We start from the raw sequence: 16583 nt of genomic DNA on the forward strand, positions 1-16583 counted from the left end.
GCTAATCAACGGGGCGCAACGCCGGGGCCCGGTCCGGCTCAGACGCTGAGCAGCAGGTAGATCCCGGTGAACGTGTAGTCGACCATGAGCAGCAGCATCGCGAGCTGGCCCGTCAGCCGGTGGCTGCGTGGCAGCACCTCGAGCGCCTTGTCGTGGGCGGCGACAACGGCGAGCACGTGACCCAGCACGACGAAGCCGACCTTGAGCGTCGCCAGCAGGTCGGGGCGGCTGGACAGGAAGTAGGCGATGGAGGCGTCGTCGGCCCACCCGGTCGGGCGCAGCAGCGCGAAGACGACGCCCTGGCCGCGCTCGAGCAGGTAGGACAGGTAGTGGGCGAAGATGTAGCCGACCACGATCGGGACGAGCGAGTGCGCGAGCAGACCGGGCAGTGCACCGCGCTCGGACCTCGAGACACCGCCCGTGGCGCGGGCCGCGGCCTGGAAGGCCAGCGCCGCGACGACGCAGAACAGCAGCAGCACGAGGGTGTCGGCCAGGACCGACGGCGACCTGCTCTGCCACGGCTGGGAGGCCGAGAAGCTGTCGAAGGCCGTCGATCCGAGGAGCGTCGCGATCAGCGCGACGAGACCCGGGCGCACCGGCACGTGCGGCAGGCTGCGCAGGGGGTTGTGCAGGTGGGTCCGCCGTCCCTGGACGAACGGCGACAGGTGGGCGACGAGCGAGCTGTAGAGGTCGAAGGGGTCGGCGCGGTCGAGCCAGCGGGGTCCGGCGACGATCCCGCCGATGACGACCCAGCCGACGTACAACGCCACCCAGGTGCGCACGGTGGTGATGTCGCCGGCCTCGGGCGAGGCGAGCTCGAGCCAGACGAAGGCGAACACCGCCAGGACACCGGGCCAGACGCCCCAGGCGTCGGGGAGCCGGACGAACCCGTCGGGCCGACCGGTCAGTCGCCCGAGTGCCCACTGCACCGTGCGCCAGGGCGACAGGTCCTTCCAGACGTGGCCGGCGAGCAGGGCCAGCGGCACCAGGCCGACCCACACGAGCACGTACAGCGCGCCGATGCCCCCGTTCGCCGACTCGTCGGGGCCGAGGAACAGCTCGCCGACGAACCAGAGGGTCAGCACCATCCCGACGACCGCGAGCCAGGGTCGTCGAGGCGGCTCCGGCTCGGTGGGCGCGGGCCCCTGCAGCCGCGGCGTGCGCCAGGCCAGTGCCAGCACGGCGAAGGAGATCGTCAGGGCCCAGGTGGCCCCCACGACGGCGTAGAAGAACGGGATCGGCAGGTCGGTCGCACCACCGACACCGTGTTGCACGAGTCCGGGCTGGGCGAGCCCGGCCTGGACCGCTCCCGCTGCCCCCGAGAGCACCTCAGGCCTCCGTGATCAGGGGCGGACGACGAGCTGGACGATCGTCACGCCGAGCTCGTGCGACTCGACCGCGACCTGGCCGGGCGTGTCGATGGTGAACGTCTCCTCGGCCGAACCGCCGGCCTCGACGTCGATCGTCACGTCCGGGTCGGAGTGGACGTGGATCTCGTCGACGGCATCGGAGGTGACCGAGATCGTGACCGGCTCCCCCACCCCGACCTCGACGCGCTCGCCCTGCGGACTCACTGCGCCGTCGGCGATCGTGATGTCGACCTGGACACCCTCCGCTGCCTCCTCGGTGGGTTCGGCGGACGGGGCCGACGCGGTCGCGGCGGGGCTCACGACCGGTTCGGCGTCGTCGTCGCTGCCGCAGCCGACGAGCAGCAGGGCGCCGGCGGCAGCCAGGGCGGTCGAGCGGGTCAGCGTCGAGCTGGTGGGGGTCACGAGTCCTCCTGGTCGTCGAGGCCGCGTTCGAGGAGCTCGCGCTCCTCGGCCTCCTCGCGGCGGTCCTTGCGGGCGATGTACAGCACCACCGCGACCACCACGACCGCCGGCACGAACGCCGGGACCGCGAACAGCACGGGGTGGTGGGCGAGCAGCTGCTCGCCGACGGGCGTCATGAGGACACGGTAGGACGTGCCGTCACGCCGTCCTCGTCGGTCTCCTCGTCGGTGAGCCCGTGGGCGGCGATGCGACGGCCGACGCGGGCGACCGCGATCGAGATGCCGGCCAGGATCGCCAGGCTGCACAGCAGGACGATCGCGTTGGCGGCGGCCCACAGCCACGCCGGGTGGTCGAAGCTGCGCTCACGCTGCAGGATCTCGATCTCGGGGACGAAGTCGCGGGTCGCACTCGCCTCGACGGGCAGCTCCTCGGCGCCGATCGGAGGGTCCGCCGGCAGGAAGATCGGCACGGCGGTGAGCATGCGTCCGTCCTGGACCCGCACGAGCGTCTTCCACGTGCCGCCGACGGGGATCGGGGAGTCGCTGACCCAGGTGTCGGGACCGGTGCGGCGCAGCTCCTGCGTGACGATGCCCTCGCCGCCGCCCTGCCACGCGGTGGCCTGGACCCAGGTGGGGTCGTCGTCGACGAGGCCCGGCGTCGTGGTCATCTCGATCAGCACGGCACGTTCGTCGGGAGTGCCGACCTCCTGCGTGGTGATGGTGGCCGTCGCGTCCTCCGGCACCGTCGCCCACAGGCCGTTGGCGACCCCGAGGGAGGTGACGACGATCGAGCCGGCGACGATGCTGCGACCGATGGCCCGGTTCTCCGGCAGGCGGCCCTGCAGGCCCATCGCGAACAGGGCGCCGCACAGGCCGCCACCGACGGCGACCGGCACGGCCATCGCGAGACCCTCGAGCCACATGTCCTGCGGCCACGGAAAGGCGAAGACCGCGTCGTTCCAGAGCTTCTCGGTGTACAGGCCGACCGTTCCGACGCCGAGCCCCGCGACCGCGCCGAAGGCCAGCGGCCGGTCCTTGAGCCGGCTGAGCGCGATCAGCTCGATGACGAGCGCGCACCCGAGGTACAGCGGGAAGACGTGACTCGCCTGGCCGAACACGTCACCGACGATGAAGGAGGCGACGCCCCGGACGATCACGAAGAAGAACGCGGCGAAGAGCGCACCCCCGGGTCCGATGTACAGACGTGCGGCGACGAGCGCCAGGGCCGCTGCGGCAGCGATCATCATCGGCGCGAACACCATGCGGAACTGGGCCACGCCGAAGTCGAACTCGGCCTGGAAGACCGACAGACCGATGAGCAGGCCGCCGAACGCCATGGAGACGGTGAGCCGGTGCAGGGTCTGGTAGGCGGGGTTGGCGGAGTTCGTGCGCCACTCCTGCGAGAACTCCGCCTCGCGGTGGAGCAGGATGATCCCGGCCGTGGAGAGGCCCGCGCCGCCGATCAGCATGATGTGCGTCGGGCCCCACAGCGTCACGTCCTGGCCGAAGAGTCGGTGCCACACGTCGTCGAGCGGGAACCCGATGAGGGCGTAGAAGCCGCACGCGGCGATGTAGATGCCGGCCACGGGCGCGTACCAGCGGCGCGTGATGCGCACCGCGGCGATGCCGGGCTTCTCGCCGTCGCGCGTGAAGATGACCGCCGACATGCCGGCGATGAACAGCGCGAACAGCCCGTACAGGATCAGGTAGTGCGCGGGGTTGGCGAGCGGACCCTCGTCGCGGCCGCGGCCCGCGTGCAGGCTCACGTCCCACATGAAGCCGAGCAGGGCGACGACGAGCGAGCTGGCGACGAACAGAGCCGGGATGGCCGCCCATCCGGGCTGGCCGGTGCGGGCGGTGAGCCGCTCGCCGGCGCGCTGGATCCACTCGATGCGGTGGGTGCGGTGCGCCCAGGCGAGGACGAGGAGCACGGCGGAGATGATGGAGGCTCCGACGCTCAGACCGATCACCTGGTCGAGCGCGGCACCGCCTGCGGCGGGTTCGGCAGCGAGCAACATACCGAGAGTATGAGGCCCGGACGCAGGCGTGACAAGAGCGTGCGGTCACACGCCCGTCATCACGCCGCCACCGATGTGACATCGACGACGGCGAGGTTCAGTGCCCGACGACGTCGCTCGCCTCGCGACCCTTGGGGCCATCGACGACGTCGAGATCGACCTTCTGGCCCTCGTCGAGGGTCTTGAAGCCGTCGGAGCGGATCTTCGACCAGTGGACGAAGACGTCCTCCTCGCCCTCGACCTCGATGAACCCGTAGCCCTTGTCGGGGCTGAACCACTTGACGGTGCCTTGCACCATGACGCGCTCCCAGCTGCTGTTCGACCACCCCTGCCCGGGCGGATCACGGACCGATCCTAGCGCGCCGACACGCGGACTTCACCGTCGGTTTGCCGACCGGACCCCCACCGTTCGACAGGGTGCCCGGTGACCGACGTCCTCACTCGGCCGCCGGCCACATCAGGGGCTCGTCCCGCGTCGGACGAGAGGGATCCTTCACCCTCCCGCGACAGCGGGGCTTCGCCCCTCATCAGTCTGCGGTTGCCCTCTAACCCCCGGCCACAGCGGGGCTTCGCCCCTCATCGAGCGACAGTTGTCCTTCACCCTCCCGCTACAGCGGGGATGATGGAGATCTGGGCCCCGTCGGGCGTGGGGGTCTGCAGGCCGTCGCTGAACCGGACGTCCTCCTCGGCCACGTAGACGTTGACGAAGCGGCGCAGGGCGCCGTTGTCGTCGACCACGCGAGCCTTGATGCCGGGGTGGGCCGACTCGAGGGAGTCGAGCACGTCGGCGAGGGTGGCGCCGTCGGCGCTGACCTGCGACTCCCCTCCGGTGTAGCTGCGGAGGATGGTGGGGATGCGGACCGAGACGGACACGGTGACTCCTGTTCAGGCGATGCGGGCCGCGGTGAACGCGGCGTAGGTGGGGGCGATGGTGGCGTACGGGCCGACGGCGGAGGAGACCGCGTCGAGGGTCTTGAGGCCGTGACCGGTGTTGATGACGACCGTCTCGGCAGCCGGGTCCAGCTGTCCGGTCTCGACGAGCTTCTTCAGCACGCCGACGGTCGTGCCGCCCGCGGTCTCGGTGAAGATGCCCTCGGCACGGGCGAGCAGGACGATCGCCTCGCGGATCTCCTCGTCGCTGACCTCCTCGACCGCGCCGCCGGTGGCCCGCGTGATGTCGAGGACGTAGATGCCGTCGGCGGGATTGCCGATCGCGAGCGACTTGGCGATGGTGTCCGGCTTGACCGGACGGATCGCGTCGACCCCGTCCTTGTAGGCGGTCGCGACCGGGTTGCACCCGTGCGCCTGGGCTCCGAAGACCTTGTACGGGGTGTCCTCGACGAGCCCGAGGGCGATGAGCTCCTGGAAGGCCTTGTGCACCTTCGTCAGCTGGGAACCGGAGGCCACCGGGATGACGATCTGCTCCGGCAGACGCCAGCCCAGCTGCTCGGCGATCTCGTAGCCGAGCGTCTTGGAGCCCTCGGCGTAGTACGGGCGGACGTTGACGTTCACGAACGCCCACCCGTCCTCCTCACCGGCGATCTCGCTGGCGAGCTTGTTGACGTCGTCGTAGTTGCCGTCGACGGCGATCAGCTTCTCGGTGAAGACCGCGGAGTTGACCTGCTTGGGGGTCTCGAGGTTGCTCGGGATGAACACGACGGTCTCGATGCCGGCACGGGCACCGGCTGCTGCGACGGCGTTGGCGAGGTTGCCGGTCGACGGGCACGCGAAGACCGTGCTGCCCAGTTCGCGAGCGGCACTGAGCGCGCACGCGACGACCCGGTCCTTGAAGGAGTTGGTGGGGTTGGTGCTGTCGTCCTTGACCCACAGGGACGACAGACCGAGCTCGGCTGCGAGGTGCTCGGCCTTCAGCAGCCGGGTGAAGCCCGGCTCGGTGTTCGGGCTGGTCTCGATGTCGTCGGGGACCGGGAGCAGCGCCTTGTAGCGCCAGATGTTGGCCGGACCGGCCTCGATCTGCTCGCGGGTGACCGTGCCGAACTCGTAGCCGATCTCGAGCGGGCCGAAGCACTCGTGGCAGGCGTAGTGGGGGCCGAGCTCGCGCGTCGTGCCGCACTCGCGACAGACCAGCTCGCGGGCCGGGCCGAAGGCGCCGTCGCGCAGGGTAGGGGTCCCGGACGGGGCGTTGCCCGTCTCGCGGGCGGACGTGATGGTCACGTGAGACCTCCTGGTCATCTTTCCCGGTCGCGCTCGCGCCGGGACGGAGTTAGCACCTGGCTCGCTGGTCGAGCTGGTTGCTGGGGTGTCGTAGGGCCGTTCCCTCCACCCCTCTGGATGAGTGGCTCCAGCGTAGGGCTCGTCTCATCATGCGTCCACTCGTTCCGACCTGTGAGACGGATCTCTCCACAGGGCGAGACGTCCGCGGCGCCGGTCCACAGGGCGTCGGCGTGAAGACCCATGGGTCGGCCGACCGCGCCTAGCGTCGACGCACGCGCCGACCGTCGGCGCCGCGACCAGGAAGTCTCATGTCCCACGCTCGCCCCCTCGCCCGTCCCGCGGGCCTCGTGCTCGCCCTCGTCACCGCCGGGTGCGCCGTCCTCGCCGAGACGTCCGGCGCCGGCGCCGCGCTGGCGCCGGCCCCGTCACCGCGGCCGGGCGAGACCGTCGTCGCCATCGAGGGCGACGCCGCCAACGGCTTCTCCATCCACCGCCTGGACGGCACCAGCGACCACCCACCAACCGCGTCGGAGACGACCGCCGAGTGCGAGGAGTACGACACCGAGGTGGCCGTCGCCGTCTGCCTGGCCGAGACGCGCGCACGGTTCGACGCGCTCGCCGAGCACCAGCTCAGTCTCTCGTGGGCGCTGTCGGAGCGTGACGGTCGCCAGGACCGCCGCACTCACCGCGGCAGGTCGGCCCCGTCCAAGGCGTCGGCGGTGGCGGTCAACCACTGAGCGACCGCGTCGGGACCGTCGAGCACGAGGTCGGCGCGAGCGACGAGCGCGTCCTGCTCGGCCGAGGCCGAGCACACCAGGAACCCGCTCCCGCCGTCGCGGCGCAGTGCCTCGACGGCCTCGAAGGCGGGCAGGTCACCGAGGTCGTCGCCGGCGTAGACGACGTGACGGGCAGCGGTCTCGTGCACCAGCCCGGTCAGGGCGATCCCCTTGTCGACCCCGGGAGCGCGCAGCTCGATCACCTGGCGCCCGGGCTCGACGGCGAGTCCACGTTCCTGGGCGAGCCGCCGCAACGGCGGCTCCAGCGCGGCCTGCAGGTCGGCTGCGAGTCCGCGCACGTGCACGGCCAGGGCCAGCCCCTTGTCCTCGATGAGCGCCTGCTCGGCCCCGTGGTCGGCCAGCCATGTCGGCAGCTCGTCGGCCAGCCGGACCACGGCCTGTGGCGGCTCGGGCTCGGTGATGCGGTCGGTCGAGGCGTCCCAGCGCTCCGCACCGTACTGACCACAGATGACCAGGTTCTCCAGGCCCGCGAGTCCGGCGAACCCACCGAGCTCACGCGCCTGCCGCACGGGCCTGCCGGTCACGACGGCGATCGCTCCGAGGTGCCGGCCGAGCCGGGACAACGCCGCCACCGAGTCGGGATGGGCGAACGCCCGGGCGGGGTCGGGCACGACGTGGGAGAGGGTGCCGTCGAAGTCCAGTGCCATGAGGGTCCCGGCCGGGTCAGCGAGGAGGGCGGCGTCCGGGGAGCGGTCGGAGGGCACACGCATGAGCGCCATCATGGCAGGGACAGCAGCAGCACCGTGAGTCGCTCGGTGTTCATGCCCTGCACCGCCGGGACCACGGCAGGGATGCCGAGGTCGTCGGCAAGCAGCCGCGCCTCGGCCTCGCGACCGGGCGGGTAGTGCACGGCCGTCTGCGCGGCACCCCCGGCCCAGTTGCCGGTGGCCGCGACCGTCCACCCGGCGGCGCTGACCCGCCCGGAGACCTGCGCGGCGAGGCCGGGCGTGCGGGTGGCGTTCAGCACGCTGACCGCGACGTCGGACCGGGACACGCTCGGCGTGGGGCTGGGCGAGGGCGTGGGCTCCGGCTCGGCCGTGGGCTCGGTCTCCTCGGGCTCGACCGGCTCGGTCCCGGTCGGCTCGGGTCCTGTCGTCGGCACCGGGTCCGGCGAGGGCGCAGCCGATGCCGGCTCGTCACCGGCACGCGTGATGTCCCAGGCGGCGGCACCGGCCACCGCCACCCCACCGAGGCTCACCACGGCGACGACGACGAAGAACCAGGCGGGCAGGACCGATCCTCGTCGGCTGACCGTCCTACGGTGCTCGACCACCCGCCCGCGCCGTGCTCAGACGTCGAAGCCGAGGCGCCGCGCGGAGCGGCTGCGCTGACGCTGGGCGCGCAGACGTCGCAGGCGCTTGACCAGCAGTGGGTCGAAGGCGAGGGCGTCGTCGCGGTCGATGAGGGCGTTGAGGACCTGGTAGTAGCGAGTCGTGGACATGTCGAACTTCTCGCGGATGGCCTGCTCCTTGGCCCCGGCGTACTGCCACCACAGTCGCTCGAGGGCGAGGATGTCGCGGTCCCGCTCGCTCAGGGAGCCCGGATCGGCCGAGGTCGCCTGCGTCGACTTCTCCATTGCGCTCATGCCCGCGAGTCTACGACACGAATGACAGCACTGTCATTCACATAGCCTGGTCCCGTGACCGTTTCCTGGGGCATCCTCGCCACCGGCCGCATCGCCGAGGCCTTCGCCACCGACCTGGCACTCGTGGAGGGACACCGCCTCTCGGCCGTCGGCTCCCGCTCGCAGGCCGCGGCGCAGTCGTTCGTCGCCCGTCACGGAGCATCCCACACGCGCGCCCACGGCTCCTACGAGGCCCTCGCGGGCGACCCCGACGTCGACGTCGTCTACGTCGCCACGCCCCACACGCGCCACCTCGAGGACGTGGAGCTGTGCCTCGCGGCCGGCAAGCACGTCCTGTGCGAGAAGCCGCTGACGATGGACGAGTCCTCGACGCGGCGCATGATCGAGACGGCGCGCGGCGCCGGCCTCTTCCTCGCCGAGGCGATGTGGATGCGCACGATCCCAGCAGTCCGGGCAGCCGTCGACGTCGCCCGCTCCGGCCGCCTCGGCACGATCACGCAGGTCCGCGCCGACCTCGGGTTCGTGGCGCCGCGAGAGCGCGAGCGACTGTGGCGACCCGAGCTCGGGGCCGACGCCCTCCTCGACCTCGGGATCTACCCCGTGACGTTCGCCCACCTCGTCCTCGGCCCGGCCGAGCACACCCGGGCGGTCGCCCACCGCGACGAGCACGGCGTCGTGCTCGCCGGCGCGGCCACGCAGGTCCACGCCGGCGGAGCGATCGCGACCCTCAGCTGGACGCAGGTGGCGCAGTCGGACCGACGCGCGAGCATCGCCGGGGACGAGGGCCTGCTCGAGATCGAGGGACCGTTCCACCACCCCGACGGCTTCACGGTCACGACCTCGTCGGGTACGGAGTCGGTGCACCTGCCCCGGACCGGACGTGGCTACGCCCACGAGATCGAGGAGGTCGGCCGCTGCCTGGCCGAGGGCCGGACCGAGTCCGCCCTGCTGGACCTCGACGACTCCCTCGCCGTGGCCGAGCAGCTCGCCCGCATCGCCGCAGCCTCCTGAGGAGCGCCGGGGCGCGCCCACCCGGTCGCGTGGATAGGGTGGAGCCATGGCGCCGGCAACCGCGGAGTTCGTGGTGATCGCCAACCGCCTGCCCGTGGACCGACAGATCGAGCCCGACGGCAGCACCACGTGGCGCACGTCCCCCGGTGGGCTCGTCACCGCGCTGGAGCCGGTCATGCGGCGCAACGGCGGAGCGTGGATCGGCTGGCACGGAGCCGCGGACGAACGTCTGCGCCCCTTCGAGCACGACGGCATCAAGCTCGTCCCGGTGCACCTGACCAGCCAGGAGGTCGCCGAGTACTACGAGGGGTTCTCCAACGCCACGCTCTGGCCGCTGTACCACGACGTCGTCGCCCCGCCGGAGTTCCACCGCGAGTGGTGGGACTCCTACGTCGAGGTGAACCGACGCTTCGCCCAGCGCGCCGCGAAGGTCGCCCGCAAGGGCGCGATCGTGTGGATCCAGGACTACCAGCTCCAGCTCGTCCCGCAGATGCTCCGCACCCTGCGCCCCGACCTGCGGATCGGCTTCTTCCTGCACATCCCGTTCCCGCCCACCGAGCTGTTCCAGCAGCTCCCCTGGCGCGTCGAGATCCTCGAGGGCCTGCTCGGGGCCGACCTCGTCGGCTTCCAGCTGCCAGGCGCTGCGCAGAACTTCGTGCGCCTCGTGCGGCAGCGGGTCGGGCACAAGACGCACCGCGACTCCGTCTACCTGCCCGACAACCGCACGGTGACCGCCCGGGCGTACCCCATCTCCATCGACACCGCGGGCTTCGAGGAGCTGGCCCGCTCCCCCGCCGTGCAGCAGCGCGCCGAGGAGATCCGCGAGAGCCTGGGCAACCCGCGTCACGTGCTGCTCGGCATCGACCGGCTCGACTACACCAAGGGTCTGCGCCAACGCCTGCGCGCCTTCGGCGAGCTCATCACCGAGGGCGCCCTCGAGGTCAACGACGCCGTCTTCGTCCAGGTCGCCACGCCGTCGCGCGAGCGGGTCGACCAGTACCGGATCCTCCGCGACGACATCGACCGGCTCGTCGGCCGGATCAACGGCGACGTCGGCCGGATCGGCCAGCAGCCGGTCACCTACCTCCACGCCTCCTACCCGCGTGAGGAGATGGCCGCGCTCTACCGCGCCGCCGACGTCATGGTCGTCACGCCGCTGCGCGACGGCATGAACCTCGTCGCGAAGGAGTACGTCGCGTGTCGGTTCGACGACGACGGCGCGCTGGTGCTCAGCGAGTTCGCCGGTGCCGCGGCCGAGCTGAAGCAGGCCTACCGGGTCAACCCCTATGACATCAACGGGTTGAAGGCCCGCATCATGGAGGCGATCACGGCGACGCCGCGCGAGAGCCGGCGCCGCATGAAGGCGCTGCGCAAGCAGGTCGTGGAGAACGACATCGAGGCGTGGGCCTCGCGCTTCCTCGAGGAGCTCGACGCCGTGAGCGGCACGCACGACAAGAAGGTCCGGCCCTCCCGCTCACGCTGAACCACCGAACATCAGGACAGCCGGCTCGCGGCGTCGACGGCCACGAGGACGCCGACGATCCCGACCACCCAGGCGACGGCACTCCCGGCCCGCTGCGTCATCCAGTCGCTGACCCGCTCGAGCAGGGGCTCGACGAGCCGCCGTGCCGCGAGCCTGGTGCCGAGCAGCAGCAGGGCGGGCAGGACCATGACGAGGACGTACGCGACCACGAGGCCAACCTGTGTCGGGACGGGCTCGCCCGACGTCGCGACGAGGCCGATGGCGGCGAGGTAGGGCAGCATCGTCGCCACCTCGAGGACGGTCGCCGTCAGGGCGATGGCGACGACCGCCCGGACGGAGACGTCCGACCGGGTGAGTCGGCTCTGCCAACGCAGCGCTCGAGGGCTGGGGCCGCGTTCACCCTCCGGCTTCTTGCGCCCCAGACCGTCGTAAGCGGGATCGACCACGTAGCTGAGCGGCACCAGCGCGATCCCGACGGCGAGCTGGACGATGAGCAGGCCCCGGGTCCGCTCGAGACCGCCGAACGCGGCGACGGCGGCGTCCAGGCCGGCGAGCAGCAGCAGTCCGAACGCGAGGTAGAAGCCGCCCACCACGGCGAGGTAGAGCAGGAGTCGGCCCGCCCGGACGCGCGGCGCGAGCATCAGCCACAGCGGGATCAGCAGGGTGCCGAAGCTCGTGCTGTCGATGAGCGCCAGGACGACGAGCCCACCGAGCTCGGCGACGGTCATCGCGACCCCCCTCCTTTTTCACACAGTCGTGTTGCGAACATCCCAGCACATCCGTGTTGAGATGTCGACATGCCCCGCTTCGTCGACCACGAGGCCAGGCGCCGCGAGATCGCCGCGGCGCTCTGGCGGGTCGTCCGGACCCAGGGCGTCGAGCAGACGTCGGTGCGCGCCGTCGCCGCCGAGGCCGGTTGGTCCGCAGGGGCGCTGCGGCACTACTTCGCGACGCAGGACGACCTGCATGCGTTCGCCCTGCGCTCGATGCTCGAGCAGACCGTCGTGCGGGTCCGACGCTGGCTCGCGTCCGAGGACGGATCGCCGACGGAGCGTGCCGTCACGCTCGTGGAGGAGCTGCTGCCGCTCGACGACGAGCGCCGCAGCGAGTGCCTCGTCTGGTACGCCTTCGCCGATCGGGCACGGCTCGACGCCGTGCTCGGCGACGTCCGCCGCCAGGGCTGGCTCGGCACGCGGCACATCGCGCGGCTGGCGGTCGCCGAGGCCGCGCGCGCGGCGCGACCCCTGGGCCTGGAGGACGAGCTCGCCGACCCGGCGCTCGAGGCCCGGGCGGCCCGGCTGCACGTCCTGATCGACGGATGGGCCGTCCATGGCATCAGCTATCCCGACCTCGTCGACGCGTCTGCCCTGCACGACCAGGTGGTGGCCGAGGTCGGGACCTGGTCGTGAGAGGCGACGTCGTGCCTACCCTTGACGCATGCCTGGGACGACCGGTCGGCGAGGAGTGGCGCGTTCGTGCCTTCGAGTGGCGCGTCCTGGTCGGGCACGCCGTCTCGGGACCCCCGCGGTGCGCCACTCGCGTGGGACCGCGTCACGGCTGCCGGGGACCTTCTTCGATGGACCGATCCGTGGCTGAGCGGGGTCCGTGGGGGGAGCAGCCTGCGCTGGAGGGCGGGCACGTCCGGCTCGAGCCCGTCGCGCACGCCCACGCGCCGGGCCTGCTGGCCGCGGCCGACGACGACGCGGTCTTCGAGCACCTCTCGGTCGCCCGTTCGCTCGACCTCGACGACGCCGACGCGCTCGTCGAGCGCTACCTGCGGATGCCGCTGTGGGCGTGGGCACAGATCGACGTGGAGAGCGGCGAGGTCGCCGGCTTCACGACGTCCTACGACATGGACGAGGACCTGCGCACCGTCGCGATCGGCCACACCTGGCTGGCCCGCCGGCACTGGCGCACACCGCTCAACACCGAGGCCAAGCTGCTGCTCCTGGGACACGCGTTCGACGCGCTCGACTGCGTGCGCGTGGTGTGGCACACCGACGTGCGCAACGAGCGGTCCCAGCGCGCCATCACCCGCCTCGGCGCCGACCGCGAGGGGCTGATGCGCAAGCACAAGCGTCGCCGCGACGGCTCGTGGCGCGACACCGTGCAGTTCGCGATGACCGACGACGACTGGCCCTCCGCGAGGGAGCGCCTCGAGTCACGCCTGCGGCGCTGAACGGCCCGCTCACCCCTCGAGCGCCGGCCGACGCACCCGAGCGCGCCAGGCCACCGCGATCGACAGCACCACCGCGCACGCCGTCGCGGTGACCGTGACCGCGAACGCCGGGGTGTGACCGCCGATGTCGGCCAGACGCCCGGCCACCGACGACCCCAGGGCGTAGCCGATGCCGGTCGCGCCGGCGAGCAGAGTCATCGCCAGCCCGACACGGTCCGGCTCGACCACCTGGCCGGCCATCGCGAAGTTGCTGATCATGTAGGGCGCGACGGCGAAGCCGAGGAAGGCGATGACGACGACGAGCTGCGCCACCGACTGCACGAGCAGCAAGGGAGCCGAGAGCACCAGCAGGCCGACGGCCGAGGCGACCATCCGCGTCGGGTAGCCGATGCGTTCGGGCAGCGCCGCCACGGCCAGACCCGCGATCGCACTGCCGATCCCGAGCGTGGCGTGGATGAGGCCGGCGAGGCCCGGCTGTCCCTCCTGCGTGGCCAGCACCGCCGAGCCGGTCTGCGTCGCGCCGAACAGCACCCCGATGAGCAACTGGGCCACGGCCAGTGCCACGAGCAGTGCGCCGAGCACCCGCGTGGTCGAGCGCGTCTCCCCCGGCTGGGGGACGGTGAGCGCGGCCGTGGAGTGCAGGGCGAAGGCCGTGCCGAAGAGCCCGAGCACGCCGGCCGCCACCAGCAGCGCACCGCCGGGGTCGAGCAGCACCGCGACGAGGCCGACCGTCGCGGGCCCGGCCACGAACGACACCTCGTCGGCGGCACCCTCGTAGGAGAACGCCGCGTCGACGAGGCGGTCCTTGTCGGCCCGCTCCTGGAGGACCTGAGCCCAGCGGACGCGAGCGAGTGGGCCGATCTGGGGAGTCGCGAGCCCGGCGAGCGCGGCCGTGGCGATGACGGCCGCCGCCGGCGCACCGGACTGGGTCACCAGCACGACGCCGACGAGCCCGGCCGCACCCGCCGCGGACTGCACGAGGACCACCGGTCGCTGCCCGATGCGGTCGGCCAGCGAGCCGAAGAACGGCGCACCCACGGCGTTGGCGACCGCGAGCGCCCCGGCCGCGGCACCACCGAGGGCGTAGCGGCCGGTCGCGTCGCTCACCAGCAGCAGCGTGCCCATCTGACTCATGGCAAGCGGGACCCGCCCGAGGAAGGCTACGAGGACGTAGGCGGGCCCGACGGTCGCGAGGAGCGTGCGATAGGCGGCGATGGCTGACACGGCGCGCGCAGTCTACGCTGCCGACGTGGACCGCCAGCCCCTGCCCGACCTCGTCGCGGCGGACTGGGCACGGGCCCTCGAGCCGGTGGCCGACGACCTCACCGCCCTGGGGACGATGCTGCGCGAGGAGCTGGCCACCGGGCACGCCTACCTGCCGGAGGGCGACGCGATCCTTCGTGCGTTCGCCAGGCCGATGGCCGACGTGCGGGTCCTCGTCGTCGGCCAGGACCCCTACCCGACGCCGGGCCACGCGACAGGCCTGGCCTTCTCCGTCCGGCGCGACGTGCGTCCGCTGCCACGCAGCCTCGCGAACATCTACCGGGAGCTGCACGACGACCTCGGCATCGCCCCCGCGCCCCACGGCGACCTCACCGCGTGGGCCGACCAGGGCGTGCTGCTGCTGAACCGGACGCTCACCGTGCGTGCAGGAGACGCCGGCAGCCACCGGGGTCGCGGGTGGGAGGACGTGACCGCCCGGGCCATCGAGGCTCTCGTCGAGCGCGGCGGGCCGCTCGTCGCGGTGCTGTGGGGCCGTCACGCGCAGGCGCTCGCACCGATGCTCGGCCCGACACCCGTCGTGACCGGCGCCCACCCGAGCCCCCTCGCGGCCTCCCGCGGCTTCTTCGGGTCGCGCCCGTTCAGCCGAGTCAACGAGCTGCTGGCCGCCCAGGGCGCGCCGGTGATCGACTGGACCGTCACCACCTAGTCTGGGGTGGTGAGCGACGAGCGCAGGGGGTCCGGGACCGACGAGGCCGACGACCCGACGGAGCGGGCGGTCGCGTCGACGCGGTCCGAAACCACCCATCCGGACGACCGGCCCAAGAGCCGCACCTACCGTGACCGCGGCGACGTGATCGGCGTGTGGACGGCGGCGGCGCAGACATGGGGCCTGCGGCTCATCGTCGTCGCGGCGGCCCTCTACGTGCTGGGCTGGGTGGCCGGACGGTTCTGGATGGTGCTGTTCCCGATCTCCCTCGCCCTCGTCCTGGCCACCGTCCTCGAGCCTGCCGGGCGGTTCCTGCGGCGCCGTCGCGTGCCCGATGCGCTCGCGGCAGCGCTCGTGATGCTCTCCTTCATCGGCTTCATCATCGGCGTGATCACGATCCTCGCGCCGCAGGTGGCCGGGCAGGTGCCCGCGATCGCCGAGCAGGCCGGCGACGGCCTGCGGCGGATCCAGGTGTGGCTCGTGGAGGGGCCCCTGGAGGTCACCGAGGGTCAGATCACCACGGCGATCGAGGCCGTCGAGGACCGGCTCCAGGAGAGCGCCAGCGCGATCAGCGCGGGAGTCTTCACGGGCCTCAGCGCCGCGACGAACGCCATCATCAACCTGGTCCTGACCCTCATGCTGACGTTCTTCTTCATCAAGGACGGCCACCGGTTCCTGCCGTGGCTGCGCACCCTCGGCGGTCGGCGCGCCGGGGACCGTGCCGCCGAGCTCCTGTCACGCTCGTGGCGCACGCTCGGCGGGTTCATCCGGACGCAGACCCTCGTCTCCCTCATCGACGCCGTCATCATCGGCATCGGCCTGGCGATCCTCGGCGTCCCGCTGTGGGTCCCGCTCGCCGTCATCATCTTCTTCGCCGGCTACATCCCGATCGTGGGCGCCGTCGTCAGCGGCTTCCTGGCGGTGCTCGTGACGCTGGTGACCGTCGACGTCCGCGCCGCCGTCATCGCGGCGATCATCGTCCTCGCCGTCCAGCAGCTCGAGGGCAACGTCCTCTCACCATGGCTGCAGGGCAAGAGCATGAACCTGCACGCCGGTGTCGTCCTGATGTCGGTGACTGCGGGGGGCACCCTCTTCGGGGTCACGGGCGCGTTCCTCGCCGTCCCGGTCGCGGCGGTCGTCGCCGAGTGCCTGCGCTACATGAACGAGCAGATCGACGCCGGCGTCGACCCTGAGGCCCCGCCGGAGGACTCCCATGCCGCGCAGATCCTGCGCGAGCAGCAGTGACGCGCCGGACGGTCAGCCGGCCAGCGTGGGGCGGGCGAGGACCTCGGCCCGTTCCTGCTCGGTCATGCCGCCCCACACGCCGTAGGGCTCGCGCGCGGAGAGCGCGTGGTCGCGGCACTTCTCGAGCACCGGACACGTCGCACACAGGAGCTTGGCCTGGCTCTCGCGGAACCGTCGCCGCGAGCCGCGCTCGGCGTCCGGGGAGAAGAACTGGGCGGAGTCCGTGCCGCGGCACGCGCCCTCGTACTGCCAGTCGTATGACTCCTGCAGGGGCATCGGGAGGTTGGTGAGGTTGGCCATGCTGTCCACCTTTCTGCGGTGGTCGTGCACACGTTCTGCAGAGGTTTCGGTACCTGAAGGTACCTCCAAGTTGTTCATTCGAGCAAGGC

20 protein-coding genes and 1 riboswitch are annotated in these 16583 nt (G+C 72.0%); of the genes, 7 read left to right on the forward strand and 13 right to left on the reverse strand.

Features of this window, described 5'->3' with window-relative positions:
• Positions 1-38: 38 nt before the first annotated feature.
• From ABD213_RS09035 to thrC, 7 genes are all read right to left on the reverse strand, one after another.
• A complete protein-coding gene (locus ABD213_RS09035) occupies positions 39-1328 on the reverse strand; it encodes a hypothetical protein (protein WP_344327152.1) in 1290 nt (429 codons plus the stop codon).
• Between the two features lie 15 nt (positions 1329-1343).
• Entirely contained in the window at positions 1344-1772 is a 429-nt protein-coding gene (locus ABD213_RS09040; protein ID WP_344327154.1) for a hypothetical protein, read from the reverse strand.
• Entirely contained in the window at positions 1769-1948 is a 180-nt protein-coding gene (locus ABD213_RS09045) for a hypothetical protein (protein WP_344327156.1), read from the reverse strand. The genes ABD213_RS09040 and ABD213_RS09045 overlap by 4 nt, the downstream gene beginning before the upstream one ends.
• Complete coding sequence (locus ABD213_RS09050; protein ID WP_344327158.1) at positions 1945-3789, reverse strand: hypothetical protein; 1845 nt, start codon at positions 3787-3789, stop codon at positions 1945-1947. The genes ABD213_RS09045 and ABD213_RS09050 overlap by 4 nt, the downstream gene beginning before the upstream one ends.
• A gap of 97 nt (positions 3790-3886) precedes the next feature.
• A complete protein-coding gene (locus ABD213_RS09055) occupies positions 3887-4087 on the reverse strand; it encodes a cold-shock protein (RefSeq protein WP_344327160.1) in 201 nt (66 codons plus the stop codon).
• Positions 4088-4386: 299 nt separating this feature from the next.
• Positions 4387-4662 carry a ubiquitin-like small modifier protein 1 gene (locus ABD213_RS09060; RefSeq protein WP_344327162.1) on the reverse strand — a complete coding sequence of 92 codons (276 nt, stop codon included), beginning with the start codon at positions 4660-4662 and terminating at the stop codon, positions 4387-4389.
• A 12-nt stretch (positions 4663-4674) separates the two neighbouring features.
• The gene (gene thrC / locus ABD213_RS09065; RefSeq protein WP_425546043.1) at positions 4675-5964 is read right to left on the reverse strand and encodes a threonine synthase; all 1290 of its coding nucleotides are present in this window, start codon (positions 5962-5964) and stop codon (positions 4675-4677) included.
• A gap of 11 nt (positions 5965-5975) precedes the next feature.
• Positions 5976-6088, reverse strand: a riboswitch (SAM riboswitch).
• A gap of 184 nt (positions 6089-6272) precedes the next feature.
• On the opposite strand from thrC, the gene ABD213_RS09070 reads away from it, so the two are divergent.
• Positions 6273-6701 (forward strand): hypothetical protein, encoded by a 429-nt coding sequence (locus ABD213_RS09070; RefSeq protein ID WP_344327164.1) that lies wholly within the window; start codon positions 6273-6275, stop codon positions 6699-6701.
• Here the strand turns inward: ABD213_RS09070 and otsB are convergent.
• From otsB to ABD213_RS09085, 3 genes are read right to left on the reverse strand one after another with little or no spacing between them, the layout of a single operon-like run.
• Positions 6647-7471, reverse strand: a complete 825-nt coding sequence (gene otsB / locus ABD213_RS09075; RefSeq protein ID WP_344327166.1) for a trehalose-phosphatase — start codon at positions 7469-7471, stop codon at positions 6647-6649. The genes ABD213_RS09070 and otsB overlap by 55 nt on opposite strands.
• 8 nt (positions 7472-7479) lie before the next feature.
• A complete protein-coding gene (locus ABD213_RS09080; RefSeq protein WP_344327168.1) occupies positions 7480-8034 on the reverse strand; it encodes a LytR C-terminal domain-containing protein in 555 nt (184 codons plus the stop codon).
• 15 nt (positions 8035-8049) lie between these two features.
• On the reverse strand, positions 8050-8346 hold the full coding sequence (locus ABD213_RS09085) for a DUF3263 domain-containing protein (RefSeq protein ID WP_344327170.1): 297 nt from the start codon (positions 8344-8346) through the stop codon (positions 8050-8052).
• A 54-nt stretch (positions 8347-8400) separates the two neighbouring features.
• On the opposite strand from ABD213_RS09085, the gene ABD213_RS09090 reads away from it, so the two are divergent.
• Positions 8401-9357 carry a Gfo/Idh/MocA family protein gene (locus ABD213_RS09090; protein ID WP_344327172.1) on the forward strand — a complete coding sequence of 319 codons (957 nt, stop codon included), beginning with the start codon at positions 8401-8403 and terminating at the stop codon, positions 9355-9357.
• Between the two features lie 46 nt (positions 9358-9403).
• On the forward strand, positions 9404-10840 hold the full coding sequence (locus ABD213_RS09095; protein WP_344327174.1) for an alpha,alpha-trehalose-phosphate synthase (UDP-forming): 1437 nt from the start codon (positions 9404-9406) through the stop codon (positions 10838-10840).
• An 11-nt stretch (positions 10841-10851) separates the two neighbouring features.
• Here the strand turns inward: ABD213_RS09095 and ABD213_RS09100 are convergent, their stop codons facing one another.
• Positions 10852-11568 (reverse strand): GAP family protein, encoded by a 717-nt coding sequence (locus tag ABD213_RS09100; RefSeq protein ID WP_344327176.1) that lies wholly within the window; start codon positions 11566-11568, stop codon positions 10852-10854.
• Positions 11569-11637: 69 nt separating this feature from the next.
• Here ABD213_RS09100 and ABD213_RS09105 point away from each other — a divergent pair, with 69 nt between their 5' ends.
• Together ABD213_RS09105 and ABD213_RS09110 are read left to right on the forward strand one after the other, a co-directional pair.
• Complete coding sequence (locus tag ABD213_RS09105; RefSeq protein WP_344327178.1) at positions 11638-12249, forward strand: TetR/AcrR family transcriptional regulator; 612 nt, start codon at positions 11638-11640, stop codon at positions 12247-12249.
• Between the two features lie 179 nt (positions 12250-12428).
• Positions 12429-13019, forward strand: coding sequence for a GNAT family N-acetyltransferase (locus tag ABD213_RS09110; RefSeq protein ID WP_344327180.1), 591 nt, complete (start codon positions 12429-12431; stop codon positions 13017-13019).
• 9 nt (positions 13020-13028) lie between these two features.
• On the opposite strand, the gene ABD213_RS09115 is transcribed toward ABD213_RS09110, so the two are convergent.
• On the reverse strand, positions 13029-14243 hold the full coding sequence (locus ABD213_RS09115) for an MFS transporter (protein WP_344327182.1): 1215 nt from the start codon (positions 14241-14243) through the stop codon (positions 13029-13031).
• Here ABD213_RS09115 and ABD213_RS09120 point away from each other — a divergent pair.
• Together ABD213_RS09120 and ABD213_RS09125 are read left to right on the forward strand one after the other, a co-directional pair.
• Positions 14233-14949 (forward strand): uracil-DNA glycosylase, encoded by a 717-nt coding sequence (locus ABD213_RS09120; RefSeq protein WP_425546045.1) that lies wholly within the window; start codon positions 14233-14235, stop codon positions 14947-14949. The two genes, ABD213_RS09115 and ABD213_RS09120, sit on opposite strands and share 11 nt — an antisense overlap.
• A 9-nt stretch (positions 14950-14958) precedes the next feature.
• Complete coding sequence (locus ABD213_RS09125) at positions 14959-16194, forward strand: AI-2E family transporter (protein ID WP_344327186.1); 1236 nt, start codon at positions 14959-14961, stop codon at positions 16192-16194.
• Between the two features lie 12 nt (positions 16195-16206).
• Here the strand turns inward: ABD213_RS09125 and ABD213_RS09130 are convergent, their stop codons facing one another.
• Positions 16207-16494, reverse strand: coding sequence for a WhiB family transcriptional regulator (locus tag ABD213_RS09130; protein ID WP_344327188.1), 288 nt, complete (start codon positions 16492-16494; stop codon positions 16207-16209).
• Positions 16495-16583 lie beyond the last annotated feature (89 nt).

Source organism: Aeromicrobium halocynthiae, from assembly GCF_039531385.1.
In the GTDB taxonomy this organism is placed as follows: Bacteria; Actinomycetota; Actinomycetes; order Propionibacteriales; family Nocardioidaceae; genus Aeromicrobium; species Aeromicrobium halocynthiae.

What these genes read in the sequence shown, in the direction of transcription:
- ABD213_RS09050 (WP_344327158.1), bottom strand. Translation starts at nt 3,789, where the DNA reads ATGTTGCTCGCTGCCGAACCCGCCGCAGGCGGTGCCGCGCTCGACCAG.
- ABD213_RS09095 (WP_344327174.1), top strand. Translation starts at nt 9,404, where the DNA reads ATGGCGCCGGCAACCGCGGAGTTCGTGGTGATCGCCAACCGCCTGCCC.
- ABD213_RS09055 (WP_344327160.1), bottom strand. Translation starts at nt 4,087, where the DNA reads ATGGTGCAAGGCACCGTCAAGTGGTTCAGCCCCGACAAGGGCTACGGG.
- otsB (WP_344327166.1), bottom strand. Translation starts at nt 7,471, where the DNA reads ATGCGTGTGCCCTCCGACCGCTCCCCGGACGCCGCCCTCCTCGCTGAC.
- ABD213_RS09120 (WP_425546045.1), top strand. Translation starts at nt 14,233, where the DNA reads ATGGCTGACACGGCGCGCGCAGTCTACGCTGCCGACGTGGACCGCCAG.
- ABD213_RS09130 (WP_344327188.1), bottom strand. Translation starts at nt 16,494, where the DNA reads ATGGCCAACCTCACCAACCTCCCGATGCCCCTGCAGGAGTCATACGAC.
- ABD213_RS09105 (WP_344327178.1), top strand. Translation starts at nt 11,638, where the DNA reads ATGCCCCGCTTCGTCGACCACGAGGCCAGGCGCCGCGAGATCGCCGCG.
- ABD213_RS09045 (WP_344327156.1), bottom strand. Translation starts at nt 1,948, where the DNA reads ATGACGCCCGTCGGCGAGCAGCTGCTCGCCCACCACCCCGTGCTGTTC.
- ABD213_RS09070 (WP_344327164.1), top strand. Translation starts at nt 6,273, where the DNA reads ATGTCCCACGCTCGCCCCCTCGCCCGTCCCGCGGGCCTCGTGCTCGCC.
- ABD213_RS09100 (WP_344327176.1), bottom strand. Translation starts at nt 11,568, where the DNA reads ATGACCGTCGCCGAGCTCGGTGGGCTCGTCGTCCTGGCGCTCATCGAC.
- ABD213_RS09085 (WP_344327170.1), bottom strand. Translation starts at nt 8,346, where the DNA reads ATGAGCGCAATGGAGAAGTCGACGCAGGCGACCTCGGCCGATCCGGGC.